Source organism: [Muricauda] lutisoli (nom. illeg.), from assembly GCF_017313105.1.
GTDB lineage: Bacteria > Bacteroidota > Bacteroidia > Flavobacteriales > Flavobacteriaceae > Flagellimonas > Flagellimonas lutisoli.
Genome location: NZ_JAFLND010000001.1, coordinates 251710 through 273689, shown reverse-complemented (window position 1 = coordinate 273689; position 21980 = coordinate 251710). Strand labels below are relative to the sequence as shown.

General features: G+C 42.4%; 17 protein-coding genes and 1 pseudogene. 11 read left to right on the top strand and 7 right to left on the bottom strand.

Features of this window, described 5'->3' with window-relative positions; translation table 11 throughout:
- Positions 1 to 45 precede the first annotated feature (45 nt).
- Together J0X13_RS01275 and J0X13_RS01270 are read right to left on the bottom strand one after the other, a co-directional pair.
- The gene (locus tag J0X13_RS01275) at positions 46 to 1488 is read right to left on the bottom strand and encodes a T9SS type B sorting domain-containing protein (RefSeq protein WP_207069682.1); all 1443 of its coding nucleotides are present in this window, start codon (positions 1486 to 1488) and stop codon (positions 46 to 48) included.
- A 109-nt stretch (positions 1489 to 1597) separates the two neighbouring features.
- Positions 1598 to 3400, bottom strand: a complete 1803-nt coding sequence (locus tag J0X13_RS01270) for a T9SS type B sorting domain-containing protein (protein ID WP_207069681.1) — start codon at positions 3398 to 3400, stop codon at positions 1598 to 1600.
- A 133-nt stretch (positions 3401 to 3533) separates the two neighbouring features.
- Between J0X13_RS01270 and folE the strand changes: the two genes are divergently transcribed.
- Together folE and cysS are read left to right on the top strand one after the other, a co-directional pair.
- Positions 3534 to 4214 (top strand): GTP cyclohydrolase I FolE, encoded by a 681-nt coding sequence (gene folE, locus J0X13_RS01265; protein WP_207069680.1) that lies wholly within the window; start codon positions 3534 to 3536, stop codon positions 4212 to 4214.
- Positions 4215 to 4229: 15 nt separating this feature from the next.
- A complete protein-coding gene (gene cysS / locus J0X13_RS01260; RefSeq protein ID WP_207069679.1) occupies positions 4230 to 5711 on the top strand; it encodes a cysteine--tRNA ligase in 1482 nt (493 codons plus the stop codon).
- Here cysS and J0X13_RS01255 read toward each other — a convergent pair.
- Entirely contained in the window at positions 5708 to 6616 is a 909-nt protein-coding gene (locus J0X13_RS01255; protein ID WP_207069678.1) for an AraC family transcriptional regulator, read from the bottom strand. The genes cysS and J0X13_RS01255 overlap by 4 nt on opposite strands.
- A gap of 212 nt (positions 6617 to 6828) precedes the next feature.
- On the opposite strand from J0X13_RS01255, the gene exaC reads away from it, so the two are divergent.
- The 8 genes and pseudogenes from exaC to J0X13_RS01215 all read left to right on the top strand — a co-directional run bounded on the left by exaC (position 6829) and on the right by J0X13_RS01215 (position 13897).
- Positions 6829 to 8352 (top strand): acetaldehyde dehydrogenase ExaC, encoded by a 1524-nt coding sequence (gene exaC, locus J0X13_RS01250; RefSeq protein WP_207069677.1) that lies wholly within the window; start codon positions 6829 to 6831, stop codon positions 8350 to 8352.
- 1 nt (position 8353) lies between these two features.
- Positions 8354 to 8740 (top strand): DUF779 domain-containing protein, encoded by a 387-nt coding sequence (locus tag J0X13_RS01245; RefSeq protein ID WP_207069676.1) that lies wholly within the window; start codon positions 8354 to 8356, stop codon positions 8738 to 8740.
- Between the two features lie 63 nt (positions 8741 to 8803).
- Complete coding sequence (gene yidD / locus J0X13_RS01240; RefSeq protein ID WP_207030494.1) at positions 8804 to 9025, top strand: membrane protein insertion efficiency factor YidD; 222 nt, start codon at positions 8804 to 8806, stop codon at positions 9023 to 9025.
- Between the two features lie 67 nt (positions 9026 to 9092).
- On the top strand, positions 9093 to 10055 hold the full coding sequence (gene lgt / locus J0X13_RS01235) for a prolipoprotein diacylglyceryl transferase (RefSeq protein ID WP_207069675.1): 963 nt from the start codon (positions 9093 to 9095) through the stop codon (positions 10053 to 10055).
- Positions 10056 to 10059: 4 nt separating this feature from the next.
- Positions 10060 to 10545, top strand: a complete 486-nt coding sequence (locus tag J0X13_RS01230; protein ID WP_207069674.1) for a DUF192 domain-containing protein — start codon at positions 10060 to 10062, stop codon at positions 10543 to 10545.
- Positions 10546 to 10656: 111 nt separating this feature from the next.
- Positions 10657 to 11070: pseudogene (locus J0X13_RS01225) on the top strand (GNAT family N-acetyltransferase); the annotation flags it as partial.
- Between the two features lie 30 nt (positions 11071 to 11100).
- Complete coding sequence (locus J0X13_RS01220; RefSeq protein WP_207069673.1) at positions 11101 to 12351, top strand: ATP-binding cassette domain-containing protein; 1251 nt, start codon at positions 11101 to 11103, stop codon at positions 12349 to 12351.
- Between the two features lie 82 nt (positions 12352 to 12433).
- Complete coding sequence (locus tag J0X13_RS01215) at positions 12434 to 13897, top strand: glycosyltransferase (RefSeq protein ID WP_207069672.1); 1464 nt, start codon at positions 12434 to 12436, stop codon at positions 13895 to 13897.
- Positions 13898 to 13956: 59 nt separating this feature from the next.
- Here the strand turns inward: J0X13_RS01215 and secDF are convergent, their stop codons facing one another.
- Both secDF and J0X13_RS01205 read right to left on the bottom strand, forming a co-directional pair.
- Positions 13957 to 16923 carry a protein translocase subunit SecDF gene (gene secDF / locus J0X13_RS01210; RefSeq protein ID WP_207069671.1) on the bottom strand — a complete coding sequence of 989 codons (2967 nt, stop codon included), beginning with the start codon at positions 16921 to 16923 and terminating at the stop codon, positions 13957 to 13959.
- Positions 16924 to 17146: 223 nt separating this feature from the next.
- Positions 17147 to 18073 carry a malate dehydrogenase gene (locus J0X13_RS01205; protein WP_207069670.1) on the bottom strand — a complete coding sequence of 309 codons (927 nt, stop codon included), beginning with the start codon at positions 18071 to 18073 and terminating at the stop codon, positions 17147 to 17149.
- A 246-nt stretch (positions 18074 to 18319) separates the two neighbouring features.
- Between J0X13_RS01205 and J0X13_RS01200 the strand changes: the two genes are divergently transcribed.
- Complete coding sequence (locus J0X13_RS01200; RefSeq protein WP_207069669.1) at positions 18320 to 18691, top strand: hypothetical protein; 372 nt, start codon at positions 18320 to 18322, stop codon at positions 18689 to 18691.
- A gap of 80 nt (positions 18692 to 18771) precedes the next feature.
- Here the strand turns inward: J0X13_RS01200 and J0X13_RS01195 are convergent, their stop codons facing one another.
- Together J0X13_RS01195 and gyrB are read right to left on the bottom strand one after the other, a co-directional pair.
- Positions 18772 to 19782 carry a DUF6588 family protein gene (locus J0X13_RS01195; protein ID WP_207069668.1) on the bottom strand — a complete coding sequence of 337 codons (1011 nt, stop codon included), beginning with the start codon at positions 19780 to 19782 and terminating at the stop codon, positions 18772 to 18774.
- 73 nt (positions 19783 to 19855) lie between these two features.
- Complete coding sequence (gene gyrB / locus J0X13_RS01190; protein WP_207069667.1) at positions 19856 to 21796, bottom strand: DNA topoisomerase (ATP-hydrolyzing) subunit B; 1941 nt, start codon at positions 21794 to 21796, stop codon at positions 19856 to 19858.
- Positions 21797 to 21980 lie beyond the last annotated feature (184 nt).

The window sequence follows — 21980 nt, the reverse complement described above, 5'->3', positions numbered from 1 at the left end:
AAAAGAAAATTATATACAAGGCTGGAAGAAATTCCGGCCTTTTTTTTATCGCACCAATGAAAAATGCCTACGAACTGATGTAGCGACCAAAACACCATCATCGTCCCGTTCATAATCCAATCTAAACCAGTAATCCGAAGAGGGCATATCCCTACCATTAAAGGTGCCGTCCCATCCAATGTTTACATCAATTTGTTTTAATAGTTTTCCATAACGATCAAAAATGAACACAACGGGGTTAATCAACTGTTCTACCCCATAAACATTCCAGTTATCGTGGACACCGTCGCTATTTGGCGTGAAGAATTTTGGGTATCCCACTACTAAAAACTCAATGGGTTCGGTAGCACCACAACCATTTTTATCGTTTATTACAACCGTATTGGTACCAGGTGGCACATCATAGAACATTGGGTCGTCCTGAAATTCACCTCCGTTAATCGCATATTCGTAGTTACCATCTCCCACGGGAACGATCTCAATATTGTAAGGATCTGTTTGTTCACTATTCACCAAATCATCGATCACTCTAACTTCATCAAGTTCGGGCGTCCCATAAAAGGTAATGAGGATATCATCGGTAACGGTTGTTCCAAATGTAGATTCAATAGTAACGCGATAACGACCGGAATTTGGGCTTGAGACCGTCAGTTCAGTTTCTCCGGCCCCTGAAGCCAAAATTGTTTCGTAAGTACCATTATCTTCTGCGTCCAATTCCCAAGTAATATTCGCAATGCTTGGCCCTACAGGAGAGTTTAAGGCAGAAAGCACAATATCGGGATCACCTTCACAAGCAACAATATCGAACCCTAAGAACTCATCCCTTAGCGTACAATCCAATGCAGTATTCTGATCTTCATCCACCGAGCTGCCCGTAAAGGTTAAGATAAAGTCCTCTGGCTCATCATCAAAATTGGTATTGTAGTTGTTGATGTAGAGGTAATAAACCTCTCCCTGCCTAACATTCAACCATTCATCATAAGTGTTCTGGCTTCCTTTTACAAACGGGGCCCCTTCCCGACCATCAACTGGATTTACACCTATTCCGGTAAAATTGGTCTCATTGTATTCGTAATTACATCGTATCGGCTGCGCGGAACCATCCCCAATAATGGTACAAAAGTTTTCATTGGAAGTTTCATCAAAAGGGCCATACAGTGCAAAATCCCATTCCGCGGTAATTGGACTACCAGGGTTTACAGGTAGGGCTTCAATATCAAAACCGATCTGACCATCCATACCAGCCCTAAATACAAACCATCCCGTATTGTTCTCAATATTGGCGGAACTGACACTTCCCTTTTCCAAACATCCGGTCTGAGTAATGACTTCAGGATCGAAATCATCAATATCACCACCACCATCGGTAGTTCCCAAAATAGGCGCATCTGCACAAACTGGTATTGCTGTTCTGCAATCCGGAGAGTTTTGTGCGCTAACCACTTGTGCAAGAAAAAAGAAACAAATAGCGCTAAATAGAGCTCGCATAGAATTTTGGGGCTATTGGTTATTCTATATGCAGTATAACTCCCCAATTCATTCTTTTAGTATGTTTTTATCGAAGAAATTTGTAGTTAATCGATGAACGAACAAGCTATTATCGTCTTAAAGAAAAATGACTCTGTAAATATTTGGCATACGTACGGTTCCCATCATCATCAATGTAAGATAGTTTGAACCAATAATCGGTGGACGGTAAAGGCTTCCCTTGAAAACTTCCATCCCAACCGGCGTCGAACTCGTTCATTTGCTTGATGAGTTTGCCATACCGATCATAAATCGTAACAATGGGCGAATTCAAGGTAGAAAGACCTTCTATCTGCCAAGTTTCGTTCAACACATCGCCATTGGGTGAAAAAATGGCCAAATACCCTACTACCACAATATCTTCTTCGACCACCCCACAACCAAAAAGATCGCGCATGTTTACGGTGTGTACACCAGGAGAAACAGCTTCAAAAACATTACTGTTCTGATACTCCCCCCCATCCATACTAAATTCGTACATACCATTGTTTTCCGTATTGATGGTTACCGTGTTGTTCACACTCATATCCTCTATATCGATACTGGAGATTTGGGGATTCGTCGAAATTTCGACAGATACCGTGCGGCTAGCTTCACAACTAATTCCGTTGGATTGATTAGTAACTGTTAAAGTATATTCTCCCGCATCGGACACTGTTATGGACGGGGTCTGCTCTCCCGTACTCCACAGATAGATATAATTGGGGTTGGGCTGTGTTTCCCCTATTTCTATACTTCCAACAGCTTCGCAGATTACCGCTTGCTCATCAAAAGTTAAGAATGGGGTTTCAATGGCGTTCAAAACAAAGCGTTGCGATGCATCGTAACAATCTGGGTTTGCCAAGGAGGTTGTTCTAACATATATGGTTTCAGAACCTCCCATCAACGGATATTGTTTTTCCAAAGGATGGATACCCATGTCCGCATCGGTTTGCGAACCGTGGTAACTGACAACAAAATCATCAGGATCCATACCTCCCAAGGCTTCCGTGTTTTTACTGTTCAGGTCAAAGACCATATCAACCTCGTGGCAAAAGGTTTCATCTGCAAGCATACCTGTAACGGGCACTTCATTGAATCCAACTTGTACATCACTCACAATGTTTTCGGTAGATGTGATGACCACAACCCGGTACTGCCCCGTATTCTGAACATTGTACGTTGCACCGTTGGCTCCAATGATAAGTTGATAACCACTTCCCGTATCACTATACCACTCATAATTGATGGCCCCGGAAGTAGTGGCGTCCAACACCACATCATCTCCCTCGCAAGCAGAAATCGGCGGCCCCAATAAATTACTTACAATGGCACAATCCAATGCGCTATTGGGATAATCCACCCAAATATTACCCGTAAACTGAATGGAAAATCCAGAATTTACATTGCTAAAGTTATTTATGAAAAGGTAGTATTCCTCGCCAGCCTCCACTTGAAGCCAGTCTTCATAATGTACGGAATCCTCATTACCTGTAGGGTCTTCCCCTACCCCAATGAAAGTGGTATTTTCACTATTATCAAAAAAGTTACAACGGACAGGTTCGCCCAAATCACTGCAATCCGTAGCTTGGTATAGGGCAAAGTCCCAGTCTTCGTTACTATTGTGCCCAATGTTGAAACCCAATTGCCCAGCTTCGGCCGTCCTAAAACGATACCAAGCAGAATTGGATTCGATAGTACCCGCAACCGTCGGTTCCAAACACCCACTGGCCGTTGCACCATTAAAGTCGTCCGAACCAAAACCACTGGTTCCCCCATTGATCGGTGTATTGCTACAAATAGGAATAGCATCTGCACAATCTTGGGCCACCTGCCCTTGTGCAGTCTGCCAAAATAATAGTATCAGTAAGGTCTTTGTTAAGGTTCTAAACATAAAAGACTGTAGGTTTGGGCATTATAAAAGTACCGTGGTGCTAGGGTTAACAATAATTTATGTTGTCAAACCCCCGATAGCAGATGTTAAATCGGTCATTAATGTATATCTTTGCTCCTCTTAAGCAGTAGCTATGAAACTAGAGCAGGCATTGGAAGAACAATATGAAGAAAGAGGAAACGACCACGTTGGTTCCTCAACGGATACCCCAATGAGGGACGATGCTTTTGTATTGAGCGATGAAGAAAAAATCGAAAGAATACAAAAAAACGTAAGGGAAATTATGCTTACGCTGGGTCTCGATTTGGATGACGACAGTTTAAAGGGCACTCCAAAAAGAGTGGCCAAAATGTATGTACAGGAAATCTTTGGCGGATTGCATCCCGACAGAAAGCCAAAATCGTCAACTTTTGACAATAAGTACAAATATGGTGAAATGTTAGTGGAAAAAAACATTGTGGTCTATTCCACTTGTGAGCACCACTTATTGCCCATTGTTGGGCGGGCACACATTGCCTATATTTCCAACGGAACCGTTGTGGGCCTTTCCAAAATGAACCGCGTGGTGGATTATTTTGCAAAGCGACCACAAGTTCAGGAACGTATGAACATCCAAATTGTAAAAGAGCTTCAAAAAGTATTGGGTACAGAAGATGTTGCTTGCGTTATCGATGCCAAACACCTTTGTGTGAATTCCAGAGGAATACGGGATATCGATAGCAGCACAGTGACCGCTGAATATGGTGGAAAGTTCAAGGAAGAAGCCACACGAAGAGAATTTTTGGATTACATCAACCTAGATACCGAATTTTAAACACCAACTGTTTAAATGCAATTGTACAAAGACCAAACCTTAAGAATCCATAATTCACTTACTGGAAAAAAAGACATATTCAAACCTATAAATGAAGGTCATGTAGGTATGTACGTCTGCGGACCCACCGTTTACAGCAATGTACACTTGGGCAATTGCCGTACTTTCATGTCTTTTGATATGATTTTCCGATACTTCAAACATTTGGGGTACAAGGTTCGCTACGTGCGAAACATTACAGATGCCGGGCATTTGGAAAACGATGCGGACGAAGGTGAGGACAAAATTGCCAAAAAAGCCAAATTGGAGCAGATTGAGCCGATGGAGGTGGTACAACGCTACACTGTGGACTTCCACAACACCCTCCAATTATTCAACTTACTGCCACCGAGCATTGAACCAACTGCTACAGGTCATATCATTGAACAGATAGAGATCATCAAAGAGATTCTTGAAAAAGGATTGGCCTACGAGGCAAACGGTTCGGTTTATTTTGACGTGATCAAGTTCAACAAAGACCATGATTACGGCAAATTGAGCGGTAGAAAGTTGGAGGATATGATCACCAACACCCGCGAACTTACCGCCCAGGACGAAAAAAGAAACCCACAGGATTTTGCCCTTTGGAAAAAAGCGGAACCACAGCACATCATGCGTTGGCCTTCCCCTTGGGGAGATGGTTTCCCAGGATGGCATTTGGAGTGTACTGCCATGAGCACCAAATATTTGGGCGAAACCTTTGATATTCACGGCGGAGGAATGGACCTTAAATTTCCCCACCATGAGTGCGAGATTGCACAGGCAGAGGCCAGCACGGGAAAATCGCCTGTAAACTATTGGATGCATGCCAATATGCTGACCCTAAACGGCAGAAAAATGTCCAAATCCACGGACAACAATATTTACCCTGCAGAGATTTTTAGTGGTGACAATAACATTTTGAGCAAGCCATATACACCTGCAGTTGTTCGCTTTTTTATGATGCAGGCCCACTACACCAGTATTTTGGACCTTAGTGATGAAGCTTTGCAAGCCTCCGAAAAAGGATATAACCGTTTGATGGATGCCCTTGATAGTGTCGATACGCTAAAAACAGGTGCCACATCAGATTTTGATGTGGCCGCTTGGAAGCAGAAATGCTACGATGCCATGAACGACGACTTCAATACACCGATTTTGATTGCCCAGTTGTTCGAGGCCGTTAAACATATCAACTTGATCAAGGAGGACAAGGAAACTATTTCCGCAGAAGATAGGGAGGTTCTTGCAGGTTCGCTCAAAGCCTTTGTTTACGATGTGCTTGGTATTGAAAACCAATCCATGACCAAAGATGATTCCAATACACTCAACGGAGTGATGGAATTATTGATCGATATTAGAAACGAAGCTCGCGCGAACAAGGACTTCGCTACTTCTGACAAAATTAGAGATCAATTGGTCGAATTGGGTATTCAGATCAAAGATGGCAAGGACGGGACTACCTTCAGCGTAAATTAGTGTTTCACAAATTTTGATTGGTACTCCCCAGGCGACACATGAATTTTTCGCTTGAACAAACGGTTGAAATAGGAACGGTTTTCAAACCCACATTCCAAATAAATTTCCTTTATTTTCCTATCCGGATCTTTTAAAAGGTTGATGGCCATTTTTATGCGTTCGCTGTTGATGTAGTCAATCGGCGTTACCCCCAATTCTTCCTTAAATGTCTTATGGAAGTGGGATTCGCTCATACAGGCCTTCTTGCTCAAGTCACTAACGGACAAAGGTTCGTGCAAGTGCTGGGAGATATATTCGATCACATAGGCCAACCTATTGTTTGAGCTTAATTTGGAGGCGTTCTGAGTATATTTTTCTCGCATGTTGCCCTGCAAAATCCGAATAATCAGTTCTTGGAGCATATTGTCCACAAAATAATCCTTGGACGGATGGTTCTCCGTGAACAGATACAACAACCGTTGGATAATGCCATAAATACTGGCATCGTTGGTGAAGTGGTAGTTGTAATCCATCAAAGCCCATTCGGAACCGTCGTGTTTGGGCATTACCTCGTTCATCAAATTAATGACCTTATTTATTTTCTCATCAGAAATGGCCATGGCCAAACAACGTGTCGGATTCTCTTCGTTCGCTTCGGGAAAATCAATGCACATGACTTCGTTGGATGGAAGTATCAAGGATTCCCCCGGAAGAAAATCAAACGAGTTTTTGTCTCTCAGATGCATTACCTTTTTTCCTATCAACATGGAGGCAAGTACAGGTTGGTCAAATTGAAGTAGCACTTTTTCGGCCTGTAGATGCGTCTCAAAAACGTGCATAGATGCGTTATTCAACGTGTACGATGTTTGGTTCTCGACCAAATGCTCAAGTTTTCTCTCCTTATAAAATCGTTCTGGTAACCGCATATAAAATATCTACTCCTTAATATATTGTGTAAATACTTACTAAATATAAAAAATATGATATGATATTTTGTTAAAAATATAAAAACAAAGAGGATTGGTCATGTCATTAATAGAATACGTCAGATGTACGGGGTTCAAAATCAATACTTTTAAAATCAGCCACTTGAACAAAGTGTGAACGAACATAAAAATTAACTTTAACAACATGTATTATGAGCAATGTACAAACTACTGAACGTAGTGTTTTGGAAAAACCAAAGTTCAAAGATCAGTATGAAAATTACATCGGTGGAAAATGGACCCCACCGACCAAAGGAGGATATTTTGACAATATTTCCCCTGTAGATGGAAACGCATTCACCAAAATTGCACGGTCCACTGCCGAAGATGTAGACAAGGCCATTGATGCTGCATGGGCAGCAGCTCCAGAATGGAACAATTCCTCCGCCACATACCGCAGCAATCTATTATTGAAGATTGCCGATGTGATGGAGAATAACCTTGAGGCTTTGGCCCGCGCCGAAACTTGGGACAATGGGAAGGCGATACGTGAAACCCGTGCTGCGGATATGCCATTGGCCATTGACCACTTCAGGTATTTTGCAGGAGTAATTCGTGCAGAAGAAGGTTCGGTAAGCGAATTGGACAGCAACACTGTTTCCATGAATGTAATGGAGCCACTTGGTGTAGTAGGGCAAATTATTCCTTGGAACTTCCCCATTTTGATGGCCGCTTGGAAATTGGCGCCAGCATTGGCCGCAGGAAACTGTGTAGTACTCAAGCCTGCAGAGCAAACGCCTGTTGGAATTCTTATTTTAATGGAACTGATCGAGGATATTTTACCAGCAGGCGTACTCAATATTGTTAACGGATTTGGTTTGGAGGCAGGAAAACCATTGGCCTCCAGTCCACGGATTAAAAAAATTGCCTTCACGGGAGAGACCACTACAGGACAATTGATCATGCAATATGCTTCTAAGAACATAATTCCTGTGACATTGGAGTTGGGCGGTAAATCCCCGAACGTTTTCTTCGAAAGCATTATGGATGCAGATGATGAGTTCTTCGACAAATGTTTGGAAGGCGCGGTTATGTTCGCCTTGAACCAAGGTGAAGTTTGTACCTGCCCATCCAGAATCTTGGTACAGGAAAGTATTTATGATAAATTCATTGAGCGTGTCGTGGAACGCACCAAAGCCATTAAACTTGGTCACCCTCTAGACCCAACCACCATGATGGGGGCCCAAGCATCCAACGATCAGTTCGAGAAAATCATGAACTACATCCAAATTGGCAAAGAAGAAGGATGTGAGGTTCTGGCAGGAGGCGAAGCTGCCTTTAACGAAGGTTTGGAAGGTGGATATTACATCCAACCCACTATTTTGAAAGGAAACAACAAAATGCGTGTCTTTCAAGAAGAAATTTTTGGTCCTGTGGTCTGTGTCACCACTTTTAAGGATGAAGCCGAAGCTCTGGAAATAGCCAACGATACCCTTTATGGTTTGGGTGCAGGGGTTTGGACACGCGACATGCACCAAGCCTATAAAATCTCCAGGCAGATTCAAGCTGGTAGAGTTTGGGTGAATTGCTATCACAACTACCCTGCCCATGCACCGTTTGGAGGATACAAAAAGTCGGGTATTGGACGAGAAAACCATAAAATGATGCTCAGCCATTACACCCAGACCAAAAACATGCTTATTTCTTACGATAAGAACAAATTGGGCTTTTTCTAGGATGGAAAATTTGATAAAACGCGTATTGGTTTCGGACAAGGCTACTGAAATCATTGATCAGCTCAGGGAACGCCATGGTGAACTTATGTTTCATCAAAGTGGTGGTTGCTGCGACGGCTCCTCCCCTATGTGCTTTCCAAAAGGTGAATTGATGCTCAATGAAAACGATGTTAAATTGGGTACCATCCACGGATGCGATTTTTTCATGAGCAAGGACCAGTTCGAATACTGGAAACACACACAGCTTACAGTCGATGTGACTACAGGACGTGGTGCCAGTTTTAGTCTGGAAATTCCGCTAGGACTCCGTTTTGTCATTAAGTCACGATTGTACACGGACGAGGAACGGGAACATTTGGAGCCCGTGCAACCCGCTGAAGAAGTTTAACCCAAGCCCCGACTTTGTCGGGGCTTTTTCATACCTTGTTCTTTGTTTTGTTCCATAGAAAGCATGAAGAAAATTTTGATAGCGCCATTTGTTTTGCTGGTAAGGTTTTACCAGCTTTTTATCTCCCCCATGTTTCCCTCCACATGCCGCTATACCCCTACATGCTCCCAATACACCTTGGAAGCCTTAAAAAAGCATGGGCTTTTTAAAGGGGGATGGCTTTCCATTAAACGCATCGCCAGTTGCAACCCCTGGGGCGGAAGCGGATTTGACCCCGTTCCCTAAAAAATTGAACTTCAATTAATACCGTGCAACCGTTCAAAGTAGTTATATTAGTCCAAAATTTAGATAAATGTATTTCCTCGGATTTGATTGGAACCCCGAAGGAACCCTTTTCAAACTGGGTTTTCTACAGATAAAATATTACAATTTGTTATGGATTGCCGCCTTTGTCCTTGGGTGGTTCATCATGAAGAAAATCTTCCTGAATGAAAAGAAATCCATGGAGAAACTGGATTCCCTTTTTATTTATACCGTCGTCTCGATTATGTTGGGTGCCCGTTTGGGACATGTTTTCTTTTATGATTGGGACTACTACAAAGACCATTTGGCGGAAATCCTGTTACCTATTCGAGAAAGTGCGAACAGCTCTCTATTCGGTATCATCAATGGTTATGAGTTTACCGGGTTTACGGGCTTGGCCAGTCATGGTGCTACCATTGCGGCCATTATCGGTATATGGTTGTATACCCGTAAATGGAAAGACATTAAAATGCTATGGCTGTTGGACAGATTGGTAATTCCGTCCGCCATTGGTGCGGCTTTCGTGAGGTTCGGTAATTTTTTCAACTCCGAAATCAACGGTAAAAAAGTAGATGAGTCCTATTTTCTTGCAACTCGTTTTATCCGCGATTCGGACGATATGCCGGCTTATCAGGCCATGGCACTCACTAAAGAACAAACCCCGAACGCGGCTTACAAGGCCATTCAGCACAATCCGGAATTTTCGGAGGTGTTACAATCCATTCCCTACCGTCACCCAGCTCAATTGTACGAGGCTTTTTGCTACGTTTTTGTATTTATAGCACTTTACCTGTTGTATTGGAAAACGGATTGGAAGGACAAACCAGGCTTCCTTTTTGGGTTATTCATGGTACTCTTGTTCGTGGTACGGTTCTTTGTGGAATTCTACAAGAAAAGTCAAGGTGGATTCGAAGATGCTTTGGGGATGCTTTCTACAGGGCAGTGGCTCAGCATCCCAATGATTTTAATCGGGGTATACTTTATGATTAAACCAGCACCCGTAGAACTGTAATTTGATGATACAAATTTTAAAAGTAGCCCTTCTGGCGTTCACCTTTGTTTTGGCATCGTGTAAAACGGAGTCCAAACAATCGATTAAAACAGAGACCATCACATTTACCAAAGAAGGTGAACTTGCCGTGCTGGCAACAGAAACAGATTCCATCAAGGCCAATTTTGATATTGAGATAGCCGAAACGGAGTACGAGACCCAAACTGGGCTTATGTACCGAAAATCCATGAAACAAGATCGAGGTATGCTCTTCATTCAGCCTACAGAGTCTTTACAGTACTTTTACATGAAGAACACCGAAATACCTTTGGATATTATTTACATTAATTCGGGAATGAAGATTGTGAGCTTCCAAAAAAACGCTGAACCCTTCAATGAAGATACGCTTCCTTCCAATGCGCCCGCAAAATATGTGTTGGAAATCAATGCAGGGCTTTCCGACCAATTAGGTTTGCAAGTTGGGGATAGCATCTCATTTTCGCGTAATTAAATGCCTAAATATCTCTTAGAAAACCAAGTTTCGAATCGTTTGATTTTTCGAAAGCTCGAGGAGTCGGATTTTGAGGATTGGCTACCCTTTTAGCTCAACCCAAAATCCACCCAATATTGGCAAGGACTTCCCACTAACCCCGTTGAAGCATGCAGAACACAGTTTGATCGAATTTTTGAACGCTACAACAATGATTTGGGTGGAATGAACGCTCTTATTTTAAAAGAATCTAGAGAGCTGGTCGGAATCTGTGGGCTCCTTGTTCAAACCGTGGATAATGTAAAAGAACTGGAAATTGGGTATTCGGTATTACCAAATTTTTGGCTACAAGGGTTTGCTTTCGAAGCTGCTAAAAAATGTAAGGAGTTTGCCTTTGAAAACAATCTTGCAGATTCATTGATTTCCATTATCCATGTGGACAATCTGCCATCGCAAAAAGTAGCACTTAAAAATGGTATGTTGTTGGACAAAACCACCACATACAAGAATAATCCGGTTAATATTTTTCGGGTGAACCAAGGATAATCGTAATTTTAGGGTCATACGTTTTGCCACATGAAGCCACCCAAAAGCTACGCTATTCTTACACAGAACAAGTCCAACACCGACCAATTGGTCCAGGACTTGCTCAGTAATCGTCCCGTTGACGGATTGCAAGCGCTACAACCTTTAAAAGGGCTTCTCTTTTCGCGATCGGAAATCAATCGATACATGGACGAAGAAGACCGTCACGATATCAAAATTTTGACCAAGAACGGCGAACAACCCTTAAAAACCATGAGCAGCGGTGAACAGAAAAAGGCACTACTCAACTACTTGTTGCAGCAGAACCCTGATTTTATGGTGCTTGTAAATCCTTTTGACAATTTGGATGTGGCCACCCAAGCCAAACTTAAAGAACAGCTTTCGGATATTGCTTCCCGTAAAATTGTGGTTCAATTAGCAAGCAGATTGGATGATATATTGCCCCATACCAACCACTTTTTTAAACTGGATGGGGATAGCTTGCATCTCTATGAATCCCCCGATGTCTTTTGGGAAGAAAACAAAACCGAATCCATCAATTTTAAAGGTTCCATACCGCCACCCTTGTCCCCGATTGCTGTTGACCTAAAGGAATTGGTGAGCTTTAAAAAGGTCTCCGTTGGTTTTGATGGCCGCCAAGTGCTGGACAAAATAGATTGGACCATCAAAAAGGGAGAGTTCTGGCAACTGATCGGCCCCAATGGGAGCGGGAAATCCACTTTATTGTCCATGATTACAGGTGACAGTCATAAAGGCTACGGCCAAGACCTCACCATTTTTGGACAAAAAAAAGGAAGCGGTGAAAGTGTTTGGGACCTGAAACAAAAAATTGGATACTATACCCCTGCCATCACCAATAAATTTCGTGGTTACCACAGCTTGGAAAATATGATTATTTCCGGATTACATGACTCCATTGGACTTTATGTGCTGCCAACCGATAGCGAAAAACAACTGGCCAACCAATGGCTAGATCTTTTAAACCTAGAACATAGAAAAAACGAACACTTTCGGGACTTATCTGTCGGGGACAAACGTTTGGTAATGATGGCCCGCGCCATGGTAAAGCATCCACCTTTACTAATTTTGGATGAGCCCACAGCTGGTTTGGACGATGCCAGCGCCAACTTATTTGTAGCCTTGGTGAACAAAATAGCCAAAGAAAGTGATTCTGCCATTGTTTTTGTCTCCCACCGAAAAGAGCCACAGTTGGAACCTGAATATATTTATGAGCTCCATCTCTCAGAAAATGGCTCAAAAGGAATCAGGTTAGATCATTAAACAATTAAAAAACAACTACTTAGATAACCCATCCGTTTTTTTGCTATCTTATAGGGAATTCAATCATTAACTTTTCCCATACATGCAAAAAATAAATGTCAAGCCAGGTGCCAAACTTGTGGATTACAAGGCATACGGCTCCCTTTACTCCTCTGTTCTGGATTTTATGGAACAGGCCAAAGACCCTATCGAATCCCTTAAAGGGCGAACCATTTGGATGATCAACTCGACGGCCATTGGTGGAGGTGTAGCCGAAATGCTTCCAAGTCAAATGCGCATATTGCGAGAGTTGGGCGTGTCTATCGAATGGCTCGTTATCGAAGCGAAAAAAGATGCCTTTTTTGATTTGACCAAACGCATTCACAATGCCATTCACGGCAGTGGCAACGGTGTTTTTACAGAGGAAGACCGCAAAATTTACGAAGAAGTTAACCGCAACAACCTTTCCAAAGCCCTCGAACTTATCAATGATGGCGATATTGTTGTGGTACATGACCCACAGCCCATGCCCTTGGCGGCCATGATCAAAAAAGAAAAAAACGTTTCCATTATTTGGAGATGCCATATCGGCCTGGAAGAAGATACCGATGTTACAGATGCTGTTTGGAAGTTTTTGGAACCATATACAAATGACTATGACCATTTTGTGTTCAGTCTCCCCTCCTATGTTCCCAAGCCATTGAAAAATAGGACCTCCATCATTCCACCGGCCATTGACCCTTTGAGCCATAAGAACAGGGAACTTCAGTTGCACAAGTGCATTGGAATTTTATATCAGTCCGGAATTTTGGACGACCATAAAGCCATTCTTTATCATCGATATGAACATTTGGTAAGAAAGGTAATGCCAGATGGTTCGTTCGATGTTTTGGATGCAGGTCAAAACCTAGATTTAATCTATCGCCCGATCGTTACTGAAATCTCCAGATGGGATCGCCTAAAAGGTTTTAAGGAGTTGATGGAAGCCTTCATTAAAATGAAATTGGACAACCGAAAATACGGTGACCCAAAAAGTTTGGAATACAAGCGTATTGAAATGACCTTATTGGTGATGGGTGGACCTGACCCTGCTTTTGTATCCGATGACCCCGAGGGCAAAGAAGTTTTAAAGGAACTTACCGAAACCTATAAAAAAGTGGATAGCAGTATGCAAAATGATATTGCCATATTACTGTTACCCCTTGATAATCCGAAACAGAATGCTTTGATCGTAAATGCGCTTCAGCGAACATCGAGCATTATTGTCCAGAACTCTATCCAAGAAGGATTTGGGCTTACCGCAACAGAGGCCATGTGGAAAAGAAAGCCCGTTTTGGTATCCAACGCTGCCGGGCTCAAATATCAAGTAGTCCACAATCAAACGGGGCAAATAAACCCAGACCCTACGGATATTGAAAGTTTAGCCAAAACTTTGGCCTATATGCTCAACCACCCAAAAGAAAGAGATAAATGGGGCTTTAACGGTCAGCTCAGGGTAATCCAAAACTTTACCTTGTTCAGTCAATTATTATCGTGGCTAGGGACATTATCAGCAAACAAAGTATAAAACAAAGGCCCTCAAAAATGAGGGCCTTTCTTATAAGTGTAATGTAAAAAAACGAAAAACTATGCTCCTGTAGCAGCAGCAATTTTCTTCTTTAATGAGTCGAACATCACGGGTGTTGCAATAAATACGGAAGAATACGTACCTACAACCACACCTACGATCATGGCGAACATAAATCCTCTCAAGCTTTCCCCACCGAAGATGAAGATGGCCAACAACACGATCAATGTTGTCAAAGATGTATTCAATGTTCTACTCAATGTACTGTTCAACGCCAGGTTGATATGTTCTCCACCTTTCCAACCCTTTAGGCCGGTAACTTCACGAATACGGTCGAATACTACCACCGTATCGTTAAGGGAATATCCAATTACCGTTAGGATAGCCGCAATAAAGGCTTGATCAATTTCCATATTAAAAGGCATAATGCTTCCGGTCAAGGAGAATATACCCAATACAATCATCACATCGTGGAATACCGCAACAACAGCACCCAAAGAGAATTGCCATTTTCTAAATCGCAATAAGATGTATAGGAAAACTACTGCCAATGAGCCTATAATGGCCAAAATGGCGCTCTTTTTAATATCATCGGCAATGGTAGGACCAACCTTACGGTATTTCAACACACCAAGGTCTTCTGCTGTACCTCCGGGTTTAAAATCATCATAAGTGGTACCGTCAGGGAAGTATTTTTGAAGATGTGTGAACATTTCGTTCAAAATTGCAGTATCCACTTCCGGTCCATTTTCTTCGAACCTATAATTGGTTGTTATTATAATTTGATTGGCAGCTCCAAAAGTTTTTGCATTGGTTCCGCTTCCAAATACCGAATTTAAGTCACCAGCTATCTCGGAAGGGTTCACTGCTTGTTCAAATCGAATTTGGTAGGAACGTCCACCTACAAAATCCACACCTTGTTGAAGACCATTTGTTGCCAATGAAAAGATACTTACTGCCAACAAGATTCCAGAAATGATGTAAGCTACTTTACGCTTGGACAAGAAATCTATGCTCAAGTTCTTGAACAGGTTCTTGGTGATTCCTGTACTGAAATCCAATCGACGGCCTTTTTTGCTGGTATAGGCATTGATCATCAGACGAGTCACAAAAATCGCTGTGAACAATGAGGTTACAATACCAATCATCAAAGTCGTGGCAAAACCTTTAATGGGTCCTGAACCAAAAATAAAGAGGATGATCGCGGTAAGCCCTGTGGTAATATTGGCATCCAAAATAGAGGACAAAGCATTTCCAAAACCGTCGGCAATGGCCTGTGCCTTTCCTTTTCCACGCTCCAATTCTTCTTTTACCCTTTCAAAAATAAGTACGTTGGCATCCACCGACATACCAATGGTTAATACGATACCCGCAATACCTGGCAACGTTAGCACAGCTCCAAGGCTGGTCAACACCCCAAAAATCAAAAGAATGTTGAACAATAGTGCGATATCGGCAAAAACTCCTGCTCTTCCATAATAGAAAATCATCCACACCAATACAAATAGCATAGCTATTACGAAGGACATCAAACCACTGTTGATCGCTTCTTGACCCAATGAAGGCCCTACTACAAAAGAGTCTATAATCTCTGCAGAGGCAGGAAGTTTACCTGCACGCAATACGTTGGCGATATCTTTGGTTTCGTTTACGGTAAATGTACCTGTGATTTCTGAACGTCCACCAGAAATAGGTCCTGAAGAAACACCGGGTGCCGTATATACCTTGTTATCCAAAACAATGGCAATACCAGTTTGGTTGTTGTAGGCATCACCTGTTAATTCTTCCCACTCCTTGGCACCACGTGTATTCATCGTCATGCTAACAGCAGGTTTGTTGAACTGGTCAAAAGTATCCTGTGCATCGGAAACTACGTCACCGCTTATTCTTGGAGTACCTTCCCTATTGGATTTTAATGCATACAAATCAACTACCTCAGCATCCTTGGATGGACGCTCCCAAAGGAACTTGGTAAATTGAATATCGTTTGGCAATAATCTTTTGATCTCTGGCATTCTCAAATAACCGCCCAATTCGGCAGTATCGGAAACCATAGCACGGGCTATTGCGTGGCTACCTGGGTTGGCCGGTAGCAATTTGCCCAATATTGGGTTAACGTCCTGAGCCATGTCCAATGAATCTTGCGAAACATCAGAAAGCAGGGAGTCAATCTCAGATTCTGGTTTGGAAACTTCCTCTTCGGTAGCTTCAGGCTCCAAAATCTCTTTTAAACGTTCGTTGGCGTTAACCAAAAAGTTCCCAAGGCTTTGGTTACTTTGTGGATACGTTTCCCAAAACTCCAATTGTGCCGTACTGGACAACAGCTCTTGTGCACGAGCAATATCCTTTGCACCGGGAAGCTCCACTACGATCCTTCCGGAGTTTCCTTCTCTTTGAATGTTTGGTTGGGTTACCCCGAATCCGTCAATACGCTCACGAAGTACTTCAAATGCAGAAACAATGGATTCATCAATTTTTCTCCTGATGATAGGTTTTACCTCATCATCCGTCATTTGAAAATTGACATCATCACTAAGTCCCTTGTTCGCAAAAATATCAGGGGAAGCCAATTTGGTATCGCCCTTAATATTATCAAAGGCATCAAAGAATAGCTCCAAATACGTATCGTCACTATTTGTTGAAGCTTCATCGGCATCGGCCAATGCTTTGTTGAAAACCGGGTTTTTGGTATTGTTGGCCAAGCCTTTCAAGATATCCTTCACGGAAATCTGCAAGGTAACGTTGATACCTCCCTTAAGGTCCAATCCTTTGTTCAACTCTTTGGTCTTGGCTTCCTCATAGCTCGTAAAGCCCAAAACAGTGTTGTCACTGATGGAGTCCAAATACGATGCTTCTAAAGCTTCACGCTTTGCAACATAGTCTTCCTCAGCCTCCGAAATTTGGCTAACAGCGTATGCTTCAGCGTCTCCTTCCAACTTATTAGTGATGAAAGTATAAGACAACTGATAGATGCTCACCAAGCCAAAAAGGATAGCGAAAAGCCTTATAAGTCCTTTATTCTGCATTGATTGTTAATTTTTTAGAAGTTTTCTTAAACAGCGTGCAAATATATCATTTCCGATAAGATTTGACAATAGAAATTAATGTAATTGCAATTACACGCTACGGTTAAGCTGTTAAAATGAAAATGTCATTCTGGACAAACCTAGAGATTCCAATGCAAATTCAAGAGAAATCTTTTTTAGGTCGCATCCAAAATGACATTTCCGTAAGACTATATTTTTCGGATTAAACCTCTAGCAACCCGTTGGTTTTCTTTACACCTTCGGCGCTTTCCTGCATTTTGGCCTTTTCGGCATCGGACAATTCGATTTCAACAATCTTCTCGATTCCGTTTTTACCCAAAATTACCGGCACACCTATGCAGATATCATTCAAATCATATTCTCCTTCCAACAAAGCGGAACATGGGAACATTTTCTTTTGATCACAAGCAATGGCCTGAACCAATCCAGATACTGCAGCACCTGGCGCATACCATGCACTGGTCCCCAACAAACCTGTAAGGGTAGCTCCACCTACTTTGGTCTCTTCCACCACCCAGTTCATTTTATCTTTGGATAAGAACTCGGAAACTTTTACACTGTTTCTGGTAGCATGACCGATCAAAGGAACCATTCCTTTATCACTATGTCCGCCGATTACCATGCCATCTACATCGGATATTGGCGCTTCCAACGCCTGGGCCAATCTATACTTGAAACGGGCACTATCCAAAGCACCGCCCATACCTATAATTCTGTTCTTTGGCAATCCGGTTGCTTTATGTACCAAATAAGTCATGGTGTCCATTGGATTACTTACCACAATAATGGTTACGTCCGGAGAGTGCTCCAAAAGGCTGGTCGCTACGGTTTTCACAATTCCGGCGTTGATTCCGATCAATTCTTCACGGGTCATTCCCGGTTTACGTGGTATGCCAGAGGTGATCACTGCAATATCACTACCCGCAGTTTTGCTATAATCGCTGGTGCTTCCCGAGATTTTGGTGTCAAATTTGTTCAAGGAGGCCGTTTGCATTAAATCCATGGCCTTACCTTCGGCATATCCTTCTTTGATATCCAATAAAACTACTTCTGATGCAAAATTTTTCATTGCTATGTACTCAGCACAGCTTGCTCCCACTGCGCCTGCTCCAACTACGGTAACTTTCATTTGTATAGATTTAAATTTTAGTCTTCAAAAATAAGGCATTTGACTCAGAAAAAGGTTGACTTTTACCAGTTTTAGCGGCCTTATTCAACCGAATTCCGCAAAGTTGATATCCATTATAAAATGAAAAGAAACATTTCGGAGAATCGGAGATAAAAGCCAAGCACAAATATTTTATCTTTTTTATGCAATAGATTCTTACAAATTTGCGTTCTAATAGTCCCAAAATCATTTTAACCTACTTGACCTATGAAAAAGCTCTTTTCATTGTTGTCCATTATAGGCATTATCGCCATAAGCAACTGTACCCGTGTACCAGAAAACAACGACCCTATTTTGGGTGTTTGGGCAAGAACCCAATCTTCCAGTATTGATGGCAAAAGCGATAGCTCTATCCGTGAAGAATGGATTTTTAACGATGTCTACCTAGGCAGGTACCAGAGATATTCCAACTCCGAATTGATTTTTTATACCGATTTTAAATGGTCCCAGAAAAATGGAAACTATTCCATTGTTTATGGAGACCCACAAGTGACCGATATTACCGTTAGCTTGGAAAAAGCAAAAGAACCTGAAGTATTGACCTTGGACAATGGCTCGGTCTTCGCCACCAGGGAATGACGTGAAGACTACATATATGAAAATAGGAGGCCCCGTAATCGGGGCCTTCTTTATTATTGCATGGTTAATTCGGTATTATTCTACCTGAACCCAAAGTTGACACCAAAGGTAAAGGTGCTGAATTCAGAGATATTATATTCTGCGTTTAGCCTAAAGAAGCCCAATTTTAACTTGGTACCCAGATTGGCAGAAACGCCGCTTGCTTTTTTACTAACAGAAAATGGATCCACAACGGTTTCAGAAAAGAAAGGTCCGTTGGCTTCGTAAGTACCCAACAAATCGATATCGGACGTACCGGTAATATACCCAACTCCCCCATAAAAATTAATTACAGGAATATTTCTTGTGGATACGACTGCACTGAAATTCCATGTTTTGAAAGAGGCATCTATACGTTGATCACTACCATTAATGGTAGAAGACTCCGTAAAATCATACTCACCATTCAAGTTTGTATAACCTATAACTGCAGAAATGGCCACCGGCAATAATTTATCGGCTGGCAACATCTTTGTGAAATCATATTGCAGACCAGCTCCAAAAAGGCCGATCTTGGCATCATCGTCAAATTTGATCTTAGGCAAAAAACGCGCTTTCACTTCCAATCCTTTGATCAGGCCAACGCTTCCCTGAAGGTATCCAGAAGGAATAAAGTTCAGATTTTCGGCTGAAAGCCCTGTTGGCAGCTCAAACTCTTCTCGGAAAAATCCGCTTTCATCCTCTACGAAAACATTTACCCCCTCAATATCACCTAAGCCGGTAGCGACCATTCTGGCTTGTCCTGGATTATCCACGAAATCAAGGTTTTCATAATCAGCGGGATCCAATAAAAACGCATTTTTATCGTCCTTATTCTTGAATCCGGTCATGTTTCCAATAATGGAAATTTCGAATCCTCCCAAGGGTTTGGCATCCGCTGTATTGTACCACCCATTGGATATACTATAAATGGATGCCTCGGATACTGGTGCCAAATATGCATTGGCAAATTGTTCGGCATCTGCCACACCGGATACAAAGATATCGTTCAAATCTTGGGCTTTTCCCATAGTGACAGAAACCAGCGCTAGCGCTAAAATTATTCTTTTCATAATGTTGAAGTTTTACCCAAAACTAAAAAACTCGCCTTTTAAGGGCGAGTTTTTGTTGTGAAATGCCTGTTATCTATACATCTATATTCGCATAGACGGCATTTTTCTCTATAAATTCACGTCTTGGAGGTACTTCATCACCCATCAACATAGAGAATATACGGTCAGATTCTGTTGCATTATCAATACTTACTTGACGCAATGTTCTGTGTTCCGGGTTCATGGTGGTATCCCAAAGCTGCTCCGCATTCATTTCCCCAAGACCTTTGTACCGTTGGATACTCGCGCCACCGTTCATTTCTTTATTTATTTGATCACGTTCCTTATCGGTCCAAGCGTACCGTTTTTTGGAACCTTTTTTCAACAAATAAAGTGGTGGTGTGGCAATGTAGACATGTCCTCCCTCTATCAACTCCCGCATATAACGGAAGAAGAAGGTCAAGATCAACGTTTCAATGTGGCTACCATCGACATCCGCATCACACATGATCACTACTTTATGGTAGCGAAGTTTGTCCAGGTTCAATGCTTTACTGTCTTCCTCGGTTCCAATGGTCACTCCGAGAGCGGTATAGATGTTTTTGATTTCTTCGTTTTCAAAAACCTTGTGCTGCATGGCTTTTTCCACGTTAAGGATTTTACCCCGCAATGGTAGAATGGCCTGGAAGTTCCTGTCCCTACCTTGTTTGGCCGTACCTCCTGCGGAATCCCCCTCTACCAAGAACACTTCGCATTTGGTCGGGTCCTGTTCGGAACAATCGGATAATTTCCCAGGTAATCCACCTACACTCATTGGATTTTTACGCTGGACCATTTCACGAGCTTTTGCAGCTGCATGTCTCGCTTGGGCGGCCAGCTTCACCTTTTCCACGATTTGCTTGGCGTCATCCGGATTCTCTTCCAGATAATCCGTCAACATTTCGGAAACAGCCTGACTAACGGCACTGGTCACCTCACGGTTACCCAATTTGGTCTTGGTCTGCCCCTCGAACTGCGGTTCTGCGACTTTAACGGAAACAATAGCGGTAAGTCCCTCACGGAAATCATCTCCCGAAATTTCAAACTTTAGCTTGTCGAGCATTCCAGAGTTGTCGGCATACTTTTTAAGTGTGGTCGTCAAACCTCTTCTAAACCCAGAGAGGTGGGTACCCCCTTCGTGGGTATTGATATTGTTCACATAGGAATGAAGGTTCTCCGTGTACCCTGTATTGTAAACCATGGCCACTTCCACAGGAATACCATTCTTTTCCCCTTCCATGGAGATGACATTCTGTATCAATGGCTCCCGTGTACCGTCCAAGAATTTGATAAATTCCTTAAGACCTTCCTCCGAGTGGAATGTCTCGGAGATGAATTCCCCTTTTTCGTCTTTGTTTCTTTTATCGGTAAGCGTTATGGTAACCCCTTTGTTCAAATAGGCTAGCTCACGCATTCTATTGGCAAGGGTCTCATAACTATATTCCGTGGTTTGGGTAAAGATCGTGGTATCTGGAATAAAGGTTACAATGGTTCCTGTTTCCTTGCTCTCACCTACACTTTTAACAGGGTATAAAGTCTTACCTCTTTCGTATTCCTGTTCCCAAATTTTGCCATCCCTGTAAACTGTGGCTTTTAAGTGAGAGGATAAGGCATTCACACAAGATACACCTACACCGTGAAGTCCACCGGAAACCTTGTAGGAATCTTTATCGAACTTACCTCCGGCACCAATCTTGGTCATAACCACTTCCAATGCAGAAACACCTTCTTTTTTATGCAGGTCCACTGGGATACCCCTACCGTTATCCTGGGTTGTTATGGAGTTATCCTCATTGATGATCACATCAATTCTATCACAATGGCCGGCCATGGCCTCATCAATGGAGTTATCCACTACTTCGTACACCAAATGGTGCAATCCTCTGACCCCTACATCTCCAATATACATGGAAGGTCTCATACGTACGTGCTCCATTCCCTCAAGGGCCTGGATACTATCCGCCGAGTATTGTTTCTTGTTCGCTTCTTCGCTCATATATTTTTAGGTATTTGCCTCAATTTTTCAAATCTTACAAATATAATCAATACCCCGTGCAAATGGCCTTTAAGAGCCTATTGAACAGCTTAAGTTATCAACAAATCCTGTGGAAAACGGACCGATGTAAAATGGGTTTGGCAACTAACCCTGAAACAACTAAAAAGCCCCTTGGATAAGGGGC

Bases quoted from the DNA above. Each gene is read 5' to 3' on its own strand.
- J0X13_RS01275 (WP_207069682.1), bottom strand. From the start codon at position 1,488: ATGCGAGCTCTATTTAGCGCTATTTGTTTCTTTTTTCTTGCACAAGTG.
- J0X13_RS01270 (WP_207069681.1), bottom strand. From the start codon at position 3,400: ATGTTTAGAACCTTAACAAAGACCTTACTGATACTATTATTTTGGCAG.
- folE (WP_207069680.1), top strand. From the start codon at position 3,534: ATGAAACTAGAGCAGGCATTGGAAGAACAATATGAAGAAAGAGGAAAC.
- cysS (WP_207069679.1), top strand. From the start codon at position 4,230: ATGCAATTGTACAAAGACCAAACCTTAAGAATCCATAATTCACTTACT.
- J0X13_RS01255 (WP_207069678.1), bottom strand. From the start codon at position 6,616: ATGCGGTTACCAGAACGATTTTATAAGGAGAGAAAACTTGAGCATTTG.
- exaC (WP_207069677.1), top strand. From the start codon at position 6,829: ATGAGCAATGTACAAACTACTGAACGTAGTGTTTTGGAAAAACCAAAG.
- J0X13_RS01245 (WP_207069676.1), top strand. From the start codon at position 8,354: ATGGAAAATTTGATAAAACGCGTATTGGTTTCGGACAAGGCTACTGAA.
- yidD (WP_207030494.1), top strand. From the start codon at position 8,804: ATGAAGAAAATTTTGATAGCGCCATTTGTTTTGCTGGTAAGGTTTTAC.
- lgt (WP_207069675.1), top strand. From the start codon at position 9,093: ATGTATTTCCTCGGATTTGATTGGAACCCCGAAGGAACCCTTTTCAAA.
- J0X13_RS01230 (WP_207069674.1), top strand. From the start codon at position 10,060: ATGATACAAATTTTAAAAGTAGCCCTTCTGGCGTTCACCTTTGTTTTG.
- J0X13_RS01220 (WP_207069673.1), top strand. From the start codon at position 11,101: ATGAAGCCACCCAAAAGCTACGCTATTCTTACACAGAACAAGTCCAAC.
- J0X13_RS01215 (WP_207069672.1), top strand. From the start codon at position 12,434: ATGCAAAAAATAAATGTCAAGCCAGGTGCCAAACTTGTGGATTACAAG.
- secDF (WP_207069671.1), bottom strand. From the start codon at position 16,923: ATGCAGAATAAAGGACTTATAAGGCTTTTCGCTATCCTTTTTGGCTTG.
- J0X13_RS01205 (WP_207069670.1), bottom strand. From the start codon at position 18,073: ATGAAAGTTACCGTAGTTGGAGCAGGCGCAGTGGGAGCAAGCTGTGCT.
- J0X13_RS01200 (WP_207069669.1), top strand. From the start codon at position 18,320: ATGAAAAAGCTCTTTTCATTGTTGTCCATTATAGGCATTATCGCCATA.
- J0X13_RS01195 (WP_207069668.1), bottom strand. From the start codon at position 19,782: ATGAAAAGAATAATTTTAGCGCTAGCGCTGGTTTCTGTCACTATGGGA.
- gyrB (WP_207069667.1), bottom strand. From the start codon at position 21,796: ATGAGCGAAGAAGCGAACAAGAAACAATACTCGGCGGATAGTATCCAG.